Source organism: Bacillus sp. EB106-02-03-XG38, from assembly GCF_058792175.1.
Genome location: NZ_JBYTED010000004.1, coordinates 142,307 through 163,524, shown reverse-complemented (window position 1 = coordinate 163,524; position 21,218 = coordinate 142,307). Strand labels below are relative to the sequence as shown.

Annotated in this window: 12 protein-coding genes; 6 read left to right on the top strand and 6 right to left on the bottom strand. The window is 34.1% G+C overall.

Features of this window, described 5'->3' with window-relative positions; all coding sequences use genetic code 11:
• The first annotated feature begins 239 nt into the window (after positions 1 to 239).
• The 3 genes from cls (at position 240) to AC3WTI_RS19535 (ending at position 5,226) form a co-directional block, all read left to right on the top strand.
• Entirely contained in the window at positions 240 to 1,433 is a 1,194-nt protein-coding gene (gene cls / locus AC3WTI_RS19545) for a cardiolipin synthase (protein WP_087959161.1), read from the top strand.
• A gap of 32 nt (positions 1,434 to 1,465) precedes the next feature.
• On the top strand, positions 1,466 to 2,419 hold the full coding sequence (gene uvsE / locus AC3WTI_RS19540) for a UV DNA damage repair endonuclease UvsE (RefSeq protein ID WP_142305793.1): 954 nt from the start codon (positions 1,466 to 1,468) through the stop codon (positions 2,417 to 2,419).
• A gap of 128 nt (positions 2,420 to 2,547) precedes the next feature.
• Entirely contained in the window at positions 2,548 to 5,226 is a 2,679-nt protein-coding gene (locus AC3WTI_RS19535; RefSeq protein ID WP_097840443.1) for a DUF4084 domain-containing protein, read from the top strand.
• A gap of 17 nt (positions 5,227 to 5,243) precedes the next feature.
• Here the strand turns inward: AC3WTI_RS19535 and papR are convergent, their stop codons facing one another.
• Together papR and AC3WTI_RS19525 are read right to left on the bottom strand one after the other, a co-directional pair.
• Positions 5,244 to 5,390: a quorum-sensing peptide PapR gene (gene papR, locus AC3WTI_RS19530; RefSeq protein WP_000734740.1), complete on the bottom strand. Its 147-nt coding sequence runs from the start codon at positions 5,388 to 5,390 to the stop codon at positions 5,244 to 5,246.
• Positions 5,391 to 5,537: 147 nt separating this feature from the next.
• Positions 5,538 to 6,401 carry a helix-turn-helix domain-containing protein gene (locus tag AC3WTI_RS19525; RefSeq protein WP_087959159.1) on the bottom strand — a complete coding sequence of 288 codons (864 nt, stop codon included), beginning with the start codon at positions 6,399 to 6,401 and terminating at the stop codon, positions 5,538 to 5,540.
• A gap of 546 nt (positions 6,402 to 6,947) precedes the next feature.
• Here AC3WTI_RS19525 and AC3WTI_RS19520 point away from each other — a divergent pair.
• On the top strand, positions 6,948 to 7,265 hold the full coding sequence (locus tag AC3WTI_RS19520) for a bacillolysin (RefSeq protein ID WP_306298348.1): 318 nt from the start codon (positions 6,948 to 6,950) through the stop codon (positions 7,263 to 7,265).
• 138 nt (positions 7,266 to 7,403) lie between these two features.
• On the opposite strand, the gene AC3WTI_RS19515 is transcribed toward AC3WTI_RS19520, so the two are convergent.
• Genes AC3WTI_RS19515 through AC3WTI_RS19500 form a run of 4 tightly spaced genes read right to left on the bottom strand, consistent with a single transcriptional unit; the run spans position 7,404 to position 10,761 of the window.
• Positions 7,404 to 8,006 (bottom strand): response regulator transcription factor, encoded by a 603-nt coding sequence (locus AC3WTI_RS19515; RefSeq protein ID WP_000619264.1) that lies wholly within the window; start codon positions 8,004 to 8,006, stop codon positions 7,404 to 7,406.
• Entirely contained in the window at positions 8,003 to 9,127 is a 1,125-nt protein-coding gene (locus AC3WTI_RS19510; RefSeq protein ID WP_087959158.1) for a sensor histidine kinase, read from the bottom strand. Before AC3WTI_RS19510 ends, AC3WTI_RS19515 begins: the two co-directional genes overlap by 4 nt.
• Complete coding sequence (locus tag AC3WTI_RS19505) at positions 9,128 to 9,862, bottom strand: ABC transporter permease (RefSeq protein WP_253621698.1); 735 nt, start codon at positions 9,860 to 9,862, stop codon at positions 9,128 to 9,130.
• The gene (locus AC3WTI_RS19500; RefSeq protein WP_087959156.1) at positions 9,859 to 10,761 is read right to left on the bottom strand and encodes an ABC transporter ATP-binding protein; all 903 of its coding nucleotides are present in this window, start codon (positions 10,759 to 10,761) and stop codon (positions 9,859 to 9,861) included. The genes AC3WTI_RS19505 and AC3WTI_RS19500 overlap by 4 nt, the downstream gene beginning before the upstream one ends.
• 157 nt (positions 10,762 to 10,918) lie before the next feature.
• Between AC3WTI_RS19500 and map the strand changes: the two genes are divergently transcribed.
• Together map and AC3WTI_RS19490 are read left to right on the top strand one after the other, a co-directional pair.
• Positions 10,919 to 11,713, top strand: coding sequence for a type I methionyl aminopeptidase (map, locus tag AC3WTI_RS19495; protein WP_142286715.1), 795 nt, complete (start codon positions 10,919 to 10,921; stop codon positions 11,711 to 11,713).
• A gap of 827 nt (positions 11,714 to 12,540) precedes the next feature.
• Positions 12,541 to 21,218, top strand: an 8,678-nt coding sequence (locus tag AC3WTI_RS19490; protein WP_492304389.1) for a SpaA isopeptide-forming pilin-related protein, incomplete at its 3' end; no start/stop codon positions are given.

The window sequence follows — 21,218 nt, the reverse complement described above, 5'->3', positions numbered from 1 at the left end:
GAATTCTTTCCCCTATCTTCATTATATAATGAGTGAGCATTCAGTCAACAGTTTTTTGTTATACAACACCATATTTTTTAATAAAGCTGTTTATTTCGGTAAAACTATAAAGTGAAACTTTAATGAGTAGAGAGCGATTTATTCCCTACTCATTATTAGCCCGCAAATAACGGGATAAGGTGAAAGTTTGATTAATAAAAAACTGATGGTGAAAAGACCGTGAAGGAGGGAATTTATTCATGTTCTTCTTATCTCTCTTGTTAATAGGCATCGCTCTCTGGATTGTAATCGATCTCTCTTATGGGAGAATTGTTCATTTAAAACGTGTACGTTCTCGTTCTTTCCCTTTACGTCAAAGTAATTTTCACCTTTATACATATGGAAAAGATTTGTATGATGCCCTATTTACTGATATAAAACAGGCGAAACACCATGTGCACGTTTTATTCTTCATTGTAAAAAACGATAAAATCAGTCGTGAATTTTTAAAATTACTTATCGATAAGGCAAAGGAAGGAATTGAAGTAAGACTTTTACTCGATCGATTAGGAAGCCACCATTTATCAAACGAGGCCATTCATTCCTTACAAAAACATGGTGTCTCTTTTTCATTTTGTCACAAAGTTAAGTTTCCTTTTCTTTTCTTTTCTGCAAATCAAAGAAACCATAGAAAAATTACAGTTATTGACGGGGAAATTGGTTATATTGGTGGATTTAATATTGGAGAAGAGTATTTAGGGCATAATCAAAAACTAGGATTATGGCGCGATTATCATTTACGCCTTACAGGAGAAGGAATACAAGATTTACAAAAGCAATTTTTACATGATTGGCTCGACGATACGGACCAAAATTTATTAGATTCATCTCTTTATTTTCCTAAGCAACAACCAGGAACCATTCTACACCGTTTTATCCCTACTGACGGTGCCTATTTGCAAAATACATTTTTATATTTAATCGAAAGCGCGGAAAAAGAACTCTTTATCGGTACACCCTATTTCATTCCTGGGAAAAAAATTATGGATGCATTATTAAAAGCACGAAAACGTGGGGTTCAAATCACGATTCTCGTTCCAGAAAAAGCGGATCATGCCCTTGTGCGCGAAGCGAAATTCCCATATTGCCGAAAGTTAATACAAGCCGGGTGTAATATTTACGCATTTCAACAAGGCTTTTTTCACGCTAAAGTTATTATAGTAGATGATTATATTTGTGATATCGGAACTGCAAACTTTGATATGAGAAGTTTATATATTAACCATGAAATCAACTGCCTTTTATACGATAAACATTTTATACAAACAGTGAAAAGCAAATTCCATGAAGATCTAGAAAATTCGTCATTACTTTCCTTTAAAGATGTTAGTCCTCTTTCTCTTATTGATAGGGGAAAAGAATGGGTAGGAACGATACTTGCTTTCTTTCTATAGGAAAGATAATGGATAAAGGAGATGTATTCTTTATGATTATGCGTTTCGGATATGTCTCACATGCAATGGCACTCTGGGACTGTTCTCCGGCTAAAACGATGACATTTACTAGCTTTCAAAAGCTCAGTAAACAAGAACGAGAAGATAAATTGTACGATGTTACGCGGCAGAATCTGGAGCATACAATACGTATTCTTCATTACAACATAGCGCATGAAATTCCATTATATCGCTTATCTTCTTCCATCGTCCCACTTGCAACACATCCCGAAGTCGAGTTTGATTACATCGGGTTGTTCACACCGCTTTGGCGTAAAATTGGGGCATTAATTAAAGAGCACAATTTGCGAGTAAGTTTTCATCCAAATCAATTTACGCTATTTACAAGCGATAAGCCACATATTACAACTAACGCTATTACAGATATGACCTATCATTATAAAGTATTAGATGCAATAGGAATTGCAGATTCTTCTTATATTAACATCCATGTAGGTGGTGCCTATGGAAATAAAGAAAAAGCGGTTGGACGTTTCCATGAAAACATAAAAAAACTTCCTGCACATATAAAAAAGCAAATGACACTTGAAAACGACGATAAAACATATACAACTGCTGAAACTTTATCTATTTGCCAAAAAGAAAAGATCCCTTTCGTATTTGATTATCATCATCACATGGCCAATCTTTGCGAGGAACCGCTAGAAGATTTACTTCCTGCAATTTTTGAAACTTGGTCACATACAAATATCCTTCCTAAAGTTCACATTTCCTCCCCTAAATCAGAAAAAGAGTTTAGGGCTCACGCTGAATATATTGATTTAGAGTTTATTAAACCTTTCTTACACATTGCAAAAAAAATCAATCATGATTTCGATATTATGATTGAAAGTAAACAGAAAGATTTAGCAATGCTGCAACTCATACATGAATTATCCTCTATAAGAGGGGTTAAAAGAATAAATAGCTCAACATTACAATGGTAAATTGTAATGTTGAGCTATTTTTTTCAAAAAAAGTAATTTTTTTAGTAAAAAACACCCTATTTTATATGCTATGATTGGAGTTAGCATTTTCCACCTGTGATTCAACTTTATTGAAACGGAGTCATACTATGATTAATCAAAAAAAATATGTACACTTTGTCATAATGTATATAACTATATTTTCCCTTTGGATATTTCTTATCCCTAAGGACTTGAATATAAAAGAGATTGGAATCCTCTTCTTATTTTGTTTTGCTGCACTCTTTTCTTGCTATTGCTTATATAAAGCTATTCAGAAAATGAAGCGTAGTGATAAATTATTTTGGGTTTTATTACTATGCACTTGCATATGCGGACTAACCATGGAGATAACTTTATTTCTTCATTCACTTTCTATATATGATCAAGTCATATTCTCATATAAGGCACTACCTTTTTTCATCATACAGTATATTTTGCTCTTTTCTGGTTTTGCTATCAAATTCATAAAACATTACTCTATTAGAGGCCTTGCTCAATTTTCATTCGATAGCATCTTTATTGTGATCATGAATATTTATTTTACCTTAACTTTTATTTTAGACCTTTCAAACTTTCGTACGCTAACAACAGATCAATGGGTTTTAATCGGATACTTTATTGCACAATCATTAGTAATTTACGCTGTTATTAGCCTATATAGACGAGAACAATATTCATCTAGCAGAATTTCATTAATTATCGGCTTTACTATCATACTTGTTTACGGATATATACACCTGTTCCAACTAAATTTAGGGATGAAAACCTCTTCTGAAGTCTCTTACTTAGTACATACTGCTTCAATTTTATTAATTGGTTTGTCATCCATACTATACATTTTGGATAAACCAATGCAGCATGAAACGAAAACAAAGTACTATCGATTCGACTATGTGCGCTTTATATTACCCTATTTCAGTATAGTCATTACCTTTTCCTTTATTCTTATTCAACCTTGGGATGATAAGTTCATGTTAATAGGTCTAGTATTATCACTCATCTTGTTATTCCTACGACAACTTTACATGTGGAAAGATAATCAAGCACTAATCGATACATATGAACAGTTGACTACACAACTAGAAGGCAAAGTAGAAGAAGGTGCATTTGCGTTATCAAAGAGTGAACAACGCTATAAATCGTTATTCGAAGATCATCCTGATGCCGTTTTCTCTTTAAATATGGATGGTATTTTCCAACAATCTAATACAGCCTGTGAAAGCTTATTTACCGCCTACTATTGTGAAGTAGAAAGCTATTCTCTTCTACACTTTATTGACTCAAAAGACCATGATTTACTAAAGAAAGCTTTGCAAATGACAACAGAAGGTCGACCACAAACTTTAGAAGTTCGCACAAAAGAAAAAGAAGGCTATTACTATTACCTCCACATTACACTCATCCCTACTTTCATAAACAAAGAAGTTGTTGGGATGTTCGGCATAGCACGTGATATTACAACTTTATATGAAAAACAAAAACAAGTAGAACATTTAGCCTTTCATGATGCACTTACTGGATTACCAAATCGCCGAAAGTTTGAAAAAGATTTAAAAAATATTTTAAATACGGCTCAAACTAGCGCAAATGATGTTGCAGTCATGTTCCTTGATTTAGATCGATTCAAAAAAATTAACGATAGACTCGGACACGACGTCGGAGATTTATTATTAATTGAAGTAGCAAAAAGATTACGTGGTTGCTTGCGTTCAAAAGATATCGTTGCTCGTCAAGGCGGAGATGAGTTTACAATTCTATTACCGGATATGTACTCAGAAAAAAGTGCGGCTTTTATAGCTGAACAGATTTTAACCGTTTTAAACAAACCATTCTTCATTCAAGATGAAGAACTGTCTATTACACCGAGTATTGGAATTGCCATGTATCCTGATTACGGGGCCGATGTTACTGAATTAATGAAAAATGCTGATATGGCTATGTATCGCGCGAAAGCAAATGGAAAAAACAGATTTGTTTTCTTCTCAAAAGAAATAAGTATTGCACAAAATGAAATCCAATTCTTAGAAGGCGAACTTGCAAAAGCATTACAACAAAATGAATTTTTCCTAGAATATCAGCCACAAGTAAGCACAAAAACAAAACAAATTATCGGTTTTGAAGCATTAATTCGTTGGAAACACCCAAAACTCGGTATTGTATCTCCTGCCCAATTCATTCCTCTAGCGGAGGAAACCGGATTTATTATTGAACTTGGAAATTGGATTTTACGTACCGCTTGCTTAGAGGCAAAAAGATGGCATAATCAAGGTTTTTCTCACTTGAAAGTTGGTGTGAATTTATCTGTTGTTCAATTTAACCATGCAAATTTAATCCATACTATTTCAAAAGTGTTAGAAGAAACCGAACTAAAACCGGAAGCGCTAGATATCGAAATTACAGAAAGTATCGCAATTAATCAAAATCAATCTGTCATTTCCAAACTAGAACAGCTTCAAAACCTCGGTATTCAAATTTCAATCGATGACTTTGGAACTGGTTATAGTTCTTTAGCTTATTTAACAAAATATCCAATTAACACATTAAAAATTGCTCGAGAGTTTATTTGCGGCATAACAACTAGCCCTTTAGAGGAAGCGATTATCTCTTCCATCATTACACTATCAAAAGAACTAAATTTAGAAGTTATTGCAGAAGGTGTAGAGACGGAAGAACAATGGAAGTTTTTATATGAACAAAACTGTGACCACATTCAAGGATTCTTTATTAGCAAGCCTGTTTCTAGTAAAGACGTTTGGAGGTTACTCCACAAAAAAACAACCGTCTAAGTAAGACGGTTGTTTTTTTAATGTTCAAATGGTAAATCTGAAGCTAATTGTACCTCTTGATCATTATGAGAAATTACTTGGCTTTTCTCTAAAGCTGTATCTGTTAATGAAATACCCCATGCCATTGCTAACGTTAATAGACTACCAATAAGTAATTTTTTCATATTCCATCACCCACATCGTTTTCTTTTAATATATCATGAAAATTTATCCACAACTTATGCAATTATGCATACCCATTTTTTGGATATTTCATTGCTTTTTGTGGATGTAACTTACGAAATATACCACTATACATATTCCAAATCATTTTAATTTAAATACTTCTTTTTTTTTAATAACGTCTCTTTGTAAGAATGTAAATCTAATAAATCAAAGAAGAAAGACGCTTTTTTATACACTTCTTTAATATCATCTGATGAATACTCTAATTTCTCAAGGCACTCGCCCTTTTGATAATACAATTGACCGATTAATTCCATACTTCCCATATACCGAGAAGCCTCAATCGCTTCATTCACTTGATACAATGCCTCTTCAAACTGATCACTCAAATATAAAGCTTTTGCATAATTATATCGAACTTTAACTGTGAATGCCTCATTATTATGTAGCGATTCTAACTGTTCTAAAATAGCTCGAAATGAATTTATTGCCCTATCTAATTGATTATTTTCTGCACAAATACTTGCAATAGAATTTTCAATATATAAATTTTGAAATACATCTATTCCTCCGTATGATTGATGTACAATTTTTTTCAACTCTAAAATGCAATATTCAAAATTAATTTTCTGTAAAACATATGCAGATAAGTAATAGTACCAAAGAAGAAACTGATTAAATTCTGGATGAAACTTTTCTTTTTTTAATTCATTTGAAACAATGCTATAAATTTCAGCATATTGTTTCTTCTTACTCAACATTTGAATTTTATCTTTAAATAACTTTTTTCTTTCAATATCAGAATAAATAAGTACCTCATAAAAGTGAATAATAGGAACTTGTAATTTCGCTGCGATACCTTGCAATATATCCATACTTGGGTATACCGCGCCCGATTCAATTCGGCTCACTTCCGATTGATGACATATATTTTCGGATAGCTGTTTTTGTGTTAAACCCCTCATTACCCTAATCTTCTTAATTTCACTTCCTAATTTTTCTGCGTGCATACTTACTCACCATCCCATTATAACAATCTAATTTTTTAAGTTGTCATACCACTACAATAATGTGAATTCGACAATTTTTGATATGAAATAATGCATAATATATATAAAATTCGGCAAATTTTTCATACAATCCATCTCACATACAATAATAGATTAGTAGTTTTATAGATAAAGTAAAACTTTAATCAGTGGGGTTTTCTTCATCCCACTGATTATTAGCTCTCACCAATCGGACTTTTATGGGCAGCCCGTCCCCCACCTAAATTCTTTGCTTTCGCTGAATTTTGAGGTGGGGTCTTACTGCCCATTAAAGCGGGATAAATTATAGAAAACTCGCCCGTGCTTTCATTACATTCGGTCTTCTTTATCCTTTATCAACAGAAGCTTTTCACACCCAAGAACTAGATAAAAATGAAATAAAAGTTGGAATTTCTCAGCCTAGTTTAATGATTTAAAAATTAACACAACCTCAAAATGATACAAAAAAATATGCTAAAAAAGTATTTAAAGGATGATATAAACGAGGCGAAAGCTCAACAAGAGTGAGTGACAACTGAACTGAATGTAGATTCCCAACCTACAAATAAAGAAACAAAAGAAAATCAAACCGAAATTCATCTTGCACAAACTTACAAAAACTATAAAGTATATAATCAAGATTTCATTGTAAAAGTAGATAAAAATGGAGTAATTACAACTGTTAGTGGAAAAGTTGTCCAAAATTCAGACCAACAACCTAATCTAACTATAACAAATTTTTTGTCGAAAAATGAAGTAAAATCTGTATTATGTACTACTCTTCACCTTTCAAGCAATTCAACTGAGACGGATTCTGCAGTGAAACACTTATTTATCCCGCATTAACGGGCAGTAAGACCCCCATCCCCAAATTCAGAGGAAGGAAGCAAGGAAGTTAGGTGGGGGATGAACAACCCCCACCCACTGATTAAAGTTTCACTTTATAAGAAAAAAGAAGTTTACCATTCATAGGTAAACTTCTTTTCATATCCATCCCTTTTCTTCCGCAATTGTAATTGCCTCAATTCTATTTTTCGCATCAAGTTTCGTTAATACTTCAGAAATATAATTACGTACTGTACCAGGTGAAAGATAAAGTGCCTTCGCAATTTCATTTGCCGTCTTTCCTTCTTTCGCAAGTAACAACACTTCTTTTTCCCGATCTGATAACGGATTTTGCTCCTGCCACAAGCCGAACATTAAATCTTGAGAAATCTCTCGCTTTCCTTTCATCACATTACGAATCGATGCTGCTAAATCTTCACTTGGACTATCTTTCAATAAATATCCGTGCACACCAGCTTTCATTGCTCTCTCAAAATATCCAGGGCGCGCAAATGTTGTTAAAATCATTACCTTACATGCTGATTTTTCTTTCTTTAACGTTTCCGCAACATCTAATCCGCTTTGAATTGGCATTTCAATATCCATAATACTTACATCAGGTTGTAGCGATTCAATTAGTTTTAGTGCCTCTTCCCCGTTCGCAGCTTGCCCAATTACTTCAATATCATCTTCTAGATCAAGTAAGGCCCCTAATGCACCACGAAGCATCCGCTGATCTTCTGCAATAATAATTCGAATCATGCCCTCACCTCATCTTTTCCTGTTCGAATAACAACTGGTACTTTTACTATTAATAGTGTCCCTGGATTAATCATACCTAGTTCAACAAACCCATCAATAAGAGCGATGCGCTCCTTCATACCACGAATGCCATTTCCATCGTGGTTTTGATCTGCTAAACCGATTCCGTTATCTTCTACTTTCAAAATCAGCTCACCTTGTGATTCTAATACAGAGACTGTACACTTTGTCGCCTTACTATGTTTTACAACATTCGTCACAGCCTCACGTAAACACATCCCTAAAATATTTTGTTCAATAGGTGATAACGAACTCGAACTTGCTTCCTGCTTCACTTCTAATTCGATATTGGCAGCTTGTAAAATCGCTTTTATTTGCTCGATCTCTTCTTCTACTGTAATCATGCGCATATCAGAAATTAATTCCCTTAGCTGCTTTAATGCCGTACGAGATGTTTGCGTAATTTCCTTTGCTTCCGCACTTGCGCGCTCCGGATTTTTTACAATTAACTTCTCCACGAGCTGACTTTTTAACGTAATAAGAGATAGTGTATGTCCCAACGTATCATGAAGATCTCTTGCAATTCGTTGCCTTTCTTCACGTTTGACTAAGTCTTTAATTTGTTCATTCGCTTCGTTTAATTGATTTCTTAATATCTTTTTTTGATTAAAGTTACGCATACCGAAAGGCGCAGCAAGCATCAAAATAAACATTGGGACAGTATTTATAAAGCTTGTAAAAGAAAAACCTGCACCATATACAAATGTTATAAGCGTTACAACTAATAGGCCCAATAATATCCGAAATATTTTTTTCGTGGGTGCGAACGCTATAGCGTTTGATGTGAAAAAGCATAAAAAAATAAGGTATGGGCTATAAAAAAAACTAAATACCAAAGCAATAATTAATTGTATACAAGCCCACATTGCAAACATCTTTGTAACAAAATAAAGTTGCCGATATGCCAAGACAAAAAGAATTAACATACCAGCACCAAACATTAATCTCGAACCTTCCTGTTGTACAATTGCATAAACCGGAAATACTAGATACACCAGCCACATATACGGAAAGAAACCCATATGTTTCGGAAAAATCTCAATCCTCTTCTTCTCTATCATTTATACCGCTTCCTGTCTTTTTCTTATATATATTGATACTACAACAAATATAAGGAAATAACCTCCTAATACCGCGATATTTTCCCATCCAATCGATTTTCCAGCTACAATATCCCATGCACCGCTTCCGAAGTGGTATGTTGGTGTCCATTCACCGATAGATCTTAATATTTTCGGAAATACTTCGATTGGCATCCATAGACCGCCAAGAATTGCTAAACACATATTTAAAATATTTGCTAAACCGGCTGCTGCATCAACTTTTTTAATAGAACCGACTATCGATCCAAGTGCTAAAAACGGTGTTACACCTAGTAATATCCATAAACCAGCGCTAATCCATTGACCGAACGTTAACTGAACATCATTAATTAAAATACCTGCCATAAAAATAACTACGATTGAAAATACATTTACTACTGTTTGCGAAACAATTTTTGCGGAAATATATGCCCCTTCTGGCAAAGGTGTAATTCTCAAAAGTTGCGCCCATCCTTTTTGTCTTTCCTCAGAAAGACGAACACCAAAGCTGAAAAGCGCTGTTCCAATAATACTGAATGAAGTCATAGAAATTAAATAGTGAGCTTTCCACTCATTCCCGTTCTGTGGAACTTGAACAACATTTGTGAAAATATAGTAAAACATAACTGGCATTAATAATGAGAAAAAGATAAACAATTTATTGCGAAACGTACGTAATATCTCCATCTTACATTGCATCAAAAACGCCCTCATGCGATTCCCTCCTTCTGATTTGCAACAAACTGTTCAAATGCTTCATCGAGACTTCCACGTTCAACTGAAATATTTGTTACAGGTAAATTCTTTTCATAAATTGCTTTTAAAGTTGCATCTGTATCTTCAGTTATTAAAGTGAAGTGACCTTCGTTTGATTGTACTTCTGTTACACTTGGTAACCCTTTTAATAATTTTGTAGGAATACTTTCCTTCGAATAAAATGTAATTGTTTTTCGCGAAATCGTCGCCTTCATCTCATCTGGCGTACCATCTGCGATAATCTTTCCATTTGCGAACAATAAAATACGATTCGCCAATGCATCCGCTTCTTCTAAATAGTGCGTCGTTAAAATAATTGTTTTCCCTTCACTTGCTAACTTTCGAATTGTTTCCCAAAACGTTCTCCGGGACGTAATATCCATACCCACTGTCGGCTCATCTAAAAATAGCAAATCTGGATTTCCTGCAAGTGCAAGCGCAAAGTTTAACCTTCTTTTTTGCCCACCTGATAATTTCTCACATCTTTGCTTTCGTTCTGATTCTAAATTTGATAACTGTAGTAACTTTTCTTTCGCTACCGGATTCGTATAATAACTACGGAATAACTCTATTGCCTCTTCCACCGTAATGCTATCAATGACACTTACTTCTTGTAGCATCGCACCGAGGCTATTACGAACATCTCTACGCTTTGGATTCTTTCCAAATATAGAAACAGTCCCTTCCGTCGGATCCTTTAATCCAAGCATCATTGACATCGTCGTTGTTTTCCCTGCACCATTCGGTCCAAGTAGCGCTACAATTTCTCCTTTATTTACATGAAATGAAACGTTATTTACTGCACTTTTATGTTTAAATGTTTTAGAAACACCATTTACTTCAATAATCTTTTCCATCTCTCCACCCCCGCTGTTTCTTATATTTACATTGTACGTGTTGGAAAACTTAGGAAACAGTATGATGCGTCATGACATCAATATGACAATTGTCATGTATTCTTTGTGAGAGGAATCAGCCCCCATACCGTAAGCGAGTAGCAGGACGAAAATAAACATGATACAATCGGGTAAGATATATATTCGAGGAAGGACAGTGGTTTTCATGATTATTCGTAATGAACAAGATTTAGAAGGCTTACGAAAAATCGGCCGCATCGTTGCGCTTGCACGTGAAGAAATGAAAAAAGAAGCGAAGCCAGGTATGACAACGAAAGAGCTTGATTTGATCGGTAAAAAGGTATTAGATGAGCACGGTGCTATTTCTGCACCTGAAAAAGAATATGATTTCCCTGGTGTAACTTGCATTAGTGTAAACGAAGAAGTTGCTCATGGTATTCCAGGAGATCGCGTATTAAAAGAAGGCGACTTAGTAAATGTCGACGTATCTGCTGCACTTGGTGGTTATTATGCAGATACAGGTATTTCATTTGTGCTTGGAGAAGATGAAGCAAAAGAAAAGCTTTGCCAAGCGGCTGTTGATGCATTTTGGGCAGCAATGAAAAAGGTGAAAGCTGGTTCAAAACAAAACCAAATTGGTCGTGCTGTTTCGAACTTCGCACATAAAAATGGATACAATGTGATTCAAAACTTAACTGGTCACGGTATCGGTCTTAGTTTACATGAAGCACCAAACCATATTTTAAGCTACTTTGACCCAATGGATAGTGCACTTCTAAAAGACGGTCTTGTTATCGCTGTAGAGCCATTCATTTCGATGAAAGCTGATCACATTATCGAACGTGGCGATGATGGTTGGACATTCGTTACACCTGATAAAAGCCTTGTTGCACAATGTGAACATACAGTTGTTGTAACACGCGGCGAACCAATAATCTTAACAGAAATATAAAATTAAAAATGACCGTTTTTTAGAATTTTTCTACTAAAACGGTCATTTTTAATTTTTGGAAAATATTTGTTAAACCGCTGTTGAACTCTTTATCATTTAAGTATATAATCTTTAGCGAAGGTTATTCATAATCATCTTCTAGAGAAGATAACACTATTATCAAAAGGGATACCTTCTTTTTTATTATGTAAAATAGCTTCAAAAATGACCGCAGTAATGATTTAGTCGAATATTATAAATAACTTATATTCCACTAAATCTGAAAAGGAACTGTACCCTGTTAACTTCGGTCCACAAATTGTACAACTCTCTCTAGGCAAAAAGTTAATTTTCATAAATGTAATAAGTGACATTATTAAGATACAATTATCTCAATTTCATATTACATAAATGAATATTTTCAAAGTGCATATTGTCTTCAACCTAACCAAAATCAACCCTATTCAGATTTTTTCCACACAATTTTAAAGCAAAAAACAAACTTTTAACTTGGGATACATTACTTTGGTTAGCATGTATCGTAAAACTTACCTTTATGACTATCCAGTTCATAACACATTCACAAGAAAATGCTCTTGTATATAAAGGTCTGATATCGTTCCTTTTATCAGCATACTTTCGACATTTTTTGTCGAATTATGTATATTCCAGATTTTTACGTTACTTTATATATGCCTTTGATTAAACATCTATTCTGTCAGAGAACGTACATAGAAACGGAGGGATAGTAGCAACAAAGACTTTATAACAATTAACTTTTTTTATATTCCATTTGTTCATGTGGAATATATTCCTCAGTGAACAAATGAATGTTCAAAGGAGGCAAAATGAAAAAACTTTTCAATATATGTTTAATTGTATTTGTACTATTTTCACAGTTTATTAGTTTCCCGTACAATCAGGCAAAAGCTGAGACTTTACAGGAAACTTCATTATTTGACACTGTTGAGATGAAAGATGCAACGGATCACATTATTGACGAAGCAAAAAATCCTAACAACTTAATAAAGATAGGATCAACCATTCAAGTAGAATATGCTTGGTCAATAAAGGATCAACGAGTTGTACATGCAAACGATACAGCAGTAATTCAAATACCACTTGCATTAAAAATATCTAAAGATTTGCAAGGAGATTTAGTAACAGATCAAAAAAATATTGGTCAATATTTTTTAACAGCTAAAGATAATAAATTAAAACTAATATTTAATGATCAAGTAGAAAATTCGAAAGATGCTAAAGGAAAAATTAAAATTGATACTGTTTTTAACCCAACTTTAAAAACAGGAGAAAAATCAGTTCAAATCGCTTTTCCTTTAGGAACAATGGTTCAACCTATAACAGTTCCTGTTCAAGTAGAAGATTCTAAAGAAGATAACACCGAACAGGATACTAATAAACCAGTGCAAGATCCAGCAACTAAACCTGCTACTGATAATCCGGAACAAAATCCAGCAACTAAACCTGCTACTGATAATCCGGAACAAAATCCAGCAACTAAACCTGCTACTGACAATCCGGAACAAAATTCAGCAGCTAAACCTGCTACTGACAATCCGGAACAAAATTCAGCAGCTAAAATTGCTACTGACAATCCGGAACAAAATTCAGCAGCTAAACCTGCTACTGACAATCCGGAACAAAATCCAGCAGCTAAAATTGCTACTGACAACTCAGAACAAAAGCTAGCAAGCGACCCTACTGAGAATATAAACTCAGGTCCAAAGCAAATAACAACAAACATTTTAACAGGTGTAAAGTTGACGGACAAAGACGGAAAACCATTTACAGAGGATAACCGTCCAAGCACAGATTCCCCTGCCAACATTGAGTTTACATGGGAACTTTTAAAATCAATGAATGTAAAAAGTGGAGATTACTATATTTTTGATCTTCCTAAACATTTTAAGATTTACAATACAATTAACAGTCCGTTATATGATAATGAAAACCACCCTATCGGGAACTTTACTGTTACAAAGGATGGAAAAGTCACAATGACATTCAACGATTATGTTGAAGAACATCCAGATATTGTTGGTAACTTACAATTAAAGACAGAATTTAATAAAGCTGAAATTAAAGGTACAACAACACAAGAAATTCCTTTCCCAATTAAAGATAAAGATGTTTCTATTACAGTTGACTTTAAGCCTAATGTACAAACAGCTACAAATAAAAAGGGGTTACCTGATAGACCAATTAATACAAATGAAGTTAATTGGACAGTAGAAATGAACAAAACGAAAGAAAATCTTAAAAACGCTGTTTTTAAAGATACCATCCCACAGGGGACAATTTTAAATAAGGATTCTATTAAAGTTTATTATTTAGAAGTTGATGTTAACGGGAACGCAACACGTGGTAAAGAAGCTGATCCAGCAGATTACAAAATTATTTCATCAGATGGTTCAAAATTGGAGATTGCTTTTAAAGATTCTATTAAAGAAGCATATCAAATCGAATATGTCACAAAAATTACTGATGAAAACGTAAAAAGCTTCCAAAATAACGTTACAATAACGAGTGATAATCAAAAACAACAAAACACAAGTGCTACTGTAACTGTCTCTCGTGGTACACATTTAAACAAAACAAGTAAATATGATCCAAAGACCCAAACAATTGAATGGACAATTACTTACAACGGTGATCAAAGAAATATCAAAAAAACAGATGCACTTTTACAAGATATTTTTGACGATACACATGAACTAGATGCAAATTCTATTGTTGTGAAAAATGCTTCCTATGATGATAAAGGACAGCTTGTAACAGGAGATACTGTTAATAATTACACTGTAAGTAACAAGAAGAATGGATTCGATTTACAATTTAATGAGGATATTAATAGTGCTTATGTAATTACCTATAAAACAAAGCCAACTGATAATGTCATAAAAGATGGAAAAGTAAAAAATACAGTTACAGCTGATAATGGTTCAAGTAAAGAAAATGAGGTTGGCTTCAAGCAGCAAAATATTATTAAATCTAATAATAAAGCTGAAACAAACTATAAAGACAAAACAACAACCTGGACAATTACAGTAAATAATAATAACTATCCATTAAACAATGCGATCATTACAGATACCTTTAATCATGGTGGATTACAATTAAAAGATAAGAAACTAGAAATTAAAGACGGAGATTACACCCTTCAAGATGGGACTGACTATGTTTTAGATGTAACAGACAAAGGTTTCAAAGTTACCCTTATAGGTACATATCAGTCTAATATGACAAAAACATTAATCGTAAAATATACAACAGACTTTGACTATACCCAATTGGAAAGTGGTAAAACTTCATTTAAAAATACAGGTGACCTATCTTGGATAGATGCAGATTCCAACAAACAATCAAATACAGTTGAAGCGAATTTTGATCCTGATACTTTCACAAAGGCAAATGGGTATAAATATGGTTCTTATAACGCCCAAACGAAAGAAATCACTTGGATAATAGGCTTTAATTATAATAATGTTGAGATTAAAGACCCTTATGTTATAGACGTAATACAAGATAAACAAAAGTTAGTACCAGGATCCATTGAAGTGCGCGATATGATTTTAAATGGAAGTCCAGATAATGCAAGACCTGGCAATGCTGTACCGACTGAGCAATATGAACTTGAAGAACCTACAGAGAAAAATAAAAATACCCTAAAGGTTCATTTCAAACAATCAATTAATTCACCTTACTATATTATCTTTAAAACAAGCCTTGATGGTGAACTCATCCAAGGTACCTACAAAAATGAGGCAGAGTTGAAAGATGGCTCTAAAATTGTAAACACTCTTAAAGGTGACGCTCAAGTTAATAAAGGTGGCAGCTTCGTTACAAAAAAAGCTGTGCAAGACGACAACTATATTAATTGGAGTATTGCAATTAATGAAAGCCAATCGACCATTGCAGACGCAGTTGTAACAGACGATCCAACAGACAATCAAGTACTTGTGGAAGATTCGTTCCACTTATATCCTACAACTGTCGATTACTATGGAAATGTAACAAAAGATACAGCAAATGAACTAAAACAAGGAACAGACTATAAACTCAAAATAACAACAGACAATAATACCGGAAAGCAACATTTTGAAATTGCCTTCTTGAAGAAAATTGATCGAGCTTATATTTTAGAATATCGTTCATTTATTAATGCAGACGATAAAGAAAAAGTAAGTAATAAAGCAAAAATCACAGGCAATAAGTTAACAGTAACAAATACAGAAACTACCGAAACGATTGAAGTACGAATGTCTTCCGGTTCAGGCGGAGGATCTGCTACTACAGGTCGTGGAAACCTTGAAATTATAAAGGTAGATAACGACAATAAGAACGCACCATTGGCCGGGGCAGAGTTTACTTTATACGATCGTACAGGGAAAAACATTATTCGTAAAATAGTAACAGACAAAGACGGTATCGCTAAGTTTAATAACTTAAAACGCGATAAATATTTATTAAAAGAAACAAAAGCTCCTGAAGGCTATGTAATTAGCTGGGATTTAAAACAAGGAAAAATTGTTGAACTTGGTACACAAGAAACTACAACATATAAACTTGCAAATAAGAAGTTTGTCGGGAAAGTTGTTTTAACAAAGTCTGATGACCTGAACAAAAACATAACATTGCAAGGTGCCGTTTTCACACTATTAGATAAAGATAAAAAAATAATTTCAGAACATGCAAAATTAACAACAAATGATAAAGGGCAAATTACTGTAGATAATTTAAAACCAGGAACTTACTACTTAAAGGAAACAAAGGCTCCTGAACATTATAAATTAGATGATCGACTGATTGAGGTTAAAATCGCGGAAGATCAAACAACAGTAATAAACCGAACTGCAACAAATAGTTTGATTCCAGGGTCGGCCATTTTAACAAAAGTCGATAAAGATGGAAAAACTTTAGCAGGTGCGGAATTCAGTGTACGCGATCGATATAACAAAGTAATTCGTGGTTATGAAAAATTAACGACAAATGATCAAGGACAAATCGAAGCAAAAGATTTACGCCCTGGAGACTATCAATTTGTCGAAGAAAAAGCACCGAAAGATTACGACATAGATAAAAAACCGATTGAGTTTACAATTGTAAAAAGTCAAAAGAAAGCAGTTACTGTTACTGCGACGAATCACCTCATTAAAGGTGGCGTCACTTTAACAAAAACTGATGATATCGATGGTACAGCTCTTGAAGGTGCTGTATTTAAAATTGTCGATGCTAATGATGAAAAGAAAGTCATTCGCGAAAATGTAAAAACTGGTGCAGACGGTAAAGTAACTGTTAAAGACTTAGAGCCTGGTACGTATAAATTTGTTGAAACAGAAGCTCCTAAGGATTATACGTTAAATACAAACCCTATCGAGTTTACAATTGACAAAAGCCAACAGTCTTTTGCTACCGTTACGGCAACAAACAGTTTAAAAACAGGAGAAGTTGAATTATTAAAAGTTGATGAATTCGGTGATAAAAAGCCTCTAAAAGGTGCAGTATTTAAAATTGTTGATGTAAATAATAATGATGTTCGTACTGACCTAACTACAGATGCTGATGGAAAAACAAAAGCTGATAAGCTACGTCCTGGTACGTATAAATTTATTGAAACAGCTGCTCCTGAACATTACGTTTTACAAGCAGAACCTATTGAATTTACAATCAATAGAAGTCAGAAAGAAACTCTACTTGTGAAAGCTGAAAATGCTTTAAAACCAGGAGATGTTGAATTAACGAAAGTTGATGATATCGATGGTACAGCTCTTGAAGGTGCTGTATTTAAAATTGTCGATGCTAATGATGAAAAGAAAGTCATTCGCGAAAATATAAAAACTGGTGCGGATGGTAAAGCTATCGCTACTGGCTTACGCCCTGGCGATTATAAATTTATCGAAGTAACAGCACCGAAGTATTACGATAAGAATACAAATCCAATCAAGTTCACAATTACAGAAAGTCAAACAACGTCGGCTACTGTTACTGCTAAAAACAGCTTAACAAAAGGCGGTATTGAATTAACAAAAGTGAATGCTGCAGATGAAAAGGAAACACTTGAAGGTGCAGTATTTAAAATTGTTAATAGAGATACGAATGAAGATGTTCGTACGGAACTTGTTACGAATAGTAAAGGAATGCTAGTTGTTGACGACTTACGTCCTGGTAACTATAAACTTATCGAAACAAAGGCTCCAACTTATTACGATGTAAATGTAGAACCTATTGAATTTACAATCGAAAAAGGACAACAAAAACTTCTTCCACTTACATTTAAAAATAGTTTAACGAAAGGAAAAGTTAAACTTATTAAAGAAGATGATGTGGAGAGTAGTATCGCTCTTGCCGGTGCAGTGTTCACATTACAAGACGCAACAGGGAAAGAAATTGCGAAAGATTTAAAAACAGATGATTACGGAGTAATAGTTATTCCTGATTTAGCACCAGGGGATTATCAATTTATTGAAACCTCAGCTCCTGAACATTATAAATTAGATCAAACGCCTATTAAGTTCACGATTAAAAAAGTTAGCCAGGATGATCTTCCAGTCCCTGTCACTGTAACAAATAGTTTACTTACAGGTGGCGTTACTTTAACAAAAGTTGATGACATTGATGGCGTTACTCTTGAAGGCGCAGAATTTATAATTGTTGATGCTCATGATACTAAAAAGGTAGTTCGTAAAGGGTTAACTACCGATGAGCACGGTAAAGTTTCTGCTTCTGACTTACGTCCAGGTGACTATCAATTTATTGAAGTAAAAGCTCCAAAAGACTATGACTTAAGGAAAGATCCTATTCCGTTCACTATCGGAAAAAGTCAAAAAGAAAATATTAACGTTACCGCTACTAACAGCTTAACGAAAGGTGGCGTCATTTTAACAAAAATAGATGACATCGATCGTACAATGCTGAAAGATGCAGTATTTAAAATTGTTGATATGGATGGTAAAGAAGTTCGCACAAATCTTGTTACAGATGACAATGGTGAAATTTCTGTTTCTAATTTACGTCCAGGTGACTATCAGTTCATTGAAACAGCTGCTCCTGAACATTATGTGTTAGATGGAGAACCGATTCCATTTAAAATTGAACGAAGTCAAACGAAAAAAATTACTGTTACAGGTAAAAACACATTAGAAAAAGGTAGCGTTGAATTAATAAAAATTGACGATATTGATACTGATACGAAGCTCGCTAATGCTGTATTTAATTTATTAGATGCAGACGGAGAAGTAGTTGAAGAAAGCTTAAAAACAAATGATGAGGGAAAAATTATTGTTGAAAACCTACGTCCTGGTACGTATCAATTCGTTGAGACAATTGCTCCTGAACATTACGATTTAGATAAAAAACCGATCGAATTCACAATTAAGAAAAGCCAAACTGAAACTCTTCATATTACGGCTAAAAATGCTCTAACAAAAGGTGCAGTGGAACTTTCTAAAGTAGATGACATCGATGGCACTAAACTTGAAGGTGCAGTATTTAACATTGTTGATATGAATGGTACTGTAATCCATAAAGATCTTGTTACAAATAGTAAAGGGAAAATCGAAATCGATGACCTACGTCCGGGAGATTATCAATTCATCGAAACAAAGGCTCCGAAGCATTATGTTTTAGATGAAACACCAATCCATTTCACTATTGAAAAAGGACAGAAGAAAGCTATTTCTTTAACTGCTAAAAATAGCTTACAACAAGGTAGTATCGAATTAATTAAAGTAGATGATTTAAACGATCAAACAAAACTTGCCGATGCTGTGTTTAATTTACTAGATCAAAACGGTACTGTAATTAAAACAGATTTAAAAACGAACGGTGAAGGAAAAATTATTGTTGAAAACTTACGTCCTGGTACGTATCAATTTGTCGAAACAACGGCTCCTAAACATTATGATTTAGATAAAAAGCCAATTGTAGTTACAGTTGAAAAAAGCCAGAAAGATGTTGCTACTGTTACTATGACAAATAGTTTAACAAAAGGCGGCGTGGAACTTACTAAAGTAGACGACGTCGAGGGTACTACACTTGAAGGCGCAGTATTTAGCATTGTTGATATGAAAGGTACTGTAATTCGCGAGAACCTTACGACAAATTCACAAGGTAAAATTAGCGTTTCTAACTTACGTCCAGGTGATTATCAATTCGTCGAGACGAAAGCTCCGAAACACTACGATTTAAATAAAGAACCAATTCCTTTCACTATTGAAAAAGGACAAGCCGAACCGATTTCTGTTACTGCTAAAAATAGTTTAACAAAAGGTGCGGTAGAGCTTTCTAAAGTGGATGACGTCGATGGCACTGCCCTTAAAGGCGCAGTATTTAATATCATTGATTTAAGTAATGGAAAAGATGTTCACATTAATCTTACGACAGATGCAGATGGAAAAATCTCTGTTCCAGATTTACGTCCAGGAGACTATCAGTTTGTTGAAACAAAAGCTCCTGAACACTACAAATTAGACAGTACACCGCTTAAATTTACAATTAAGAAAAGCCAAGCAGAGAAACTACAAGTCACTGCTACTAATAGCTTAATTGAAGGTGCGGTTGAATTAATTAAAGTGGATGATATAAATCCAGATACAAAACTTTCGGATGCAGTATTTAACATCATTGATGCGAAAGGTAAAATTGTTCGCACGAATTTAACTACTGATAAAGACGGGAAAGTTTCTGCTTCTAATTTAAGACCAGGAGATTATCAATTCGTTGAAACGAAAGCTCCGAAACATTATGATTTAAATCAAACACCGATTCCTTTCACTATCGAGAAAAGCCAAACAACTCACGTTTCTGTTACTGCTAAAAATGGCTTAACTAAGGGCGGAGTGGAATTAACGAAAGTTGACTCTTTAGATGCGAAAGAAATGCTAGAAGGTGCGGTATTTAAAATTACTGATATGAACGGTAATGATATTCGTACGAATTTAGTTACCAATAAAGACGGAAAAATCATCGCTAAAGACTTACAACCTGGAGACTATCAATTTATTGAAACGAAAGCTCCGAAACATTATGACTTAAATGAAGATCCTATTAAGTTTACAATTGAAAGAAGTCAAACAAAACATGTCTTCGTTACAGCTACGAACAGCTTAACGAAAGGTAGTGTGGAGTTAATTAAAGTAGATGATGTTGAAGAAAACACAACACTTGAGGGTGCGGTATTTAAAATTGTGAATAAGGATGGACACGACGTCCGCACTGATTTAACTACTGATAAAAACGGCCGTTTAGTTGTGGATGAATTACCACCAGGAGACTATGAGTTTATCGAAACAAAAGCTCCTACTCATTATGACTTAAACGAAACACCTATTAAGTTCACAGTTAAAAAAGGGCAAGAAAAAATCGCTTCCGTTACTGCTACGAATAGCTTAACAAAAGGCGCTGTTGAACTTTCTAAAGTGGATGATGTTGATGGTACCGCTCTTAAAGATGCAGTATTTAAAATCGTTGATATGAACGGCAACGACGTGCGTTCTGATTTAACTAC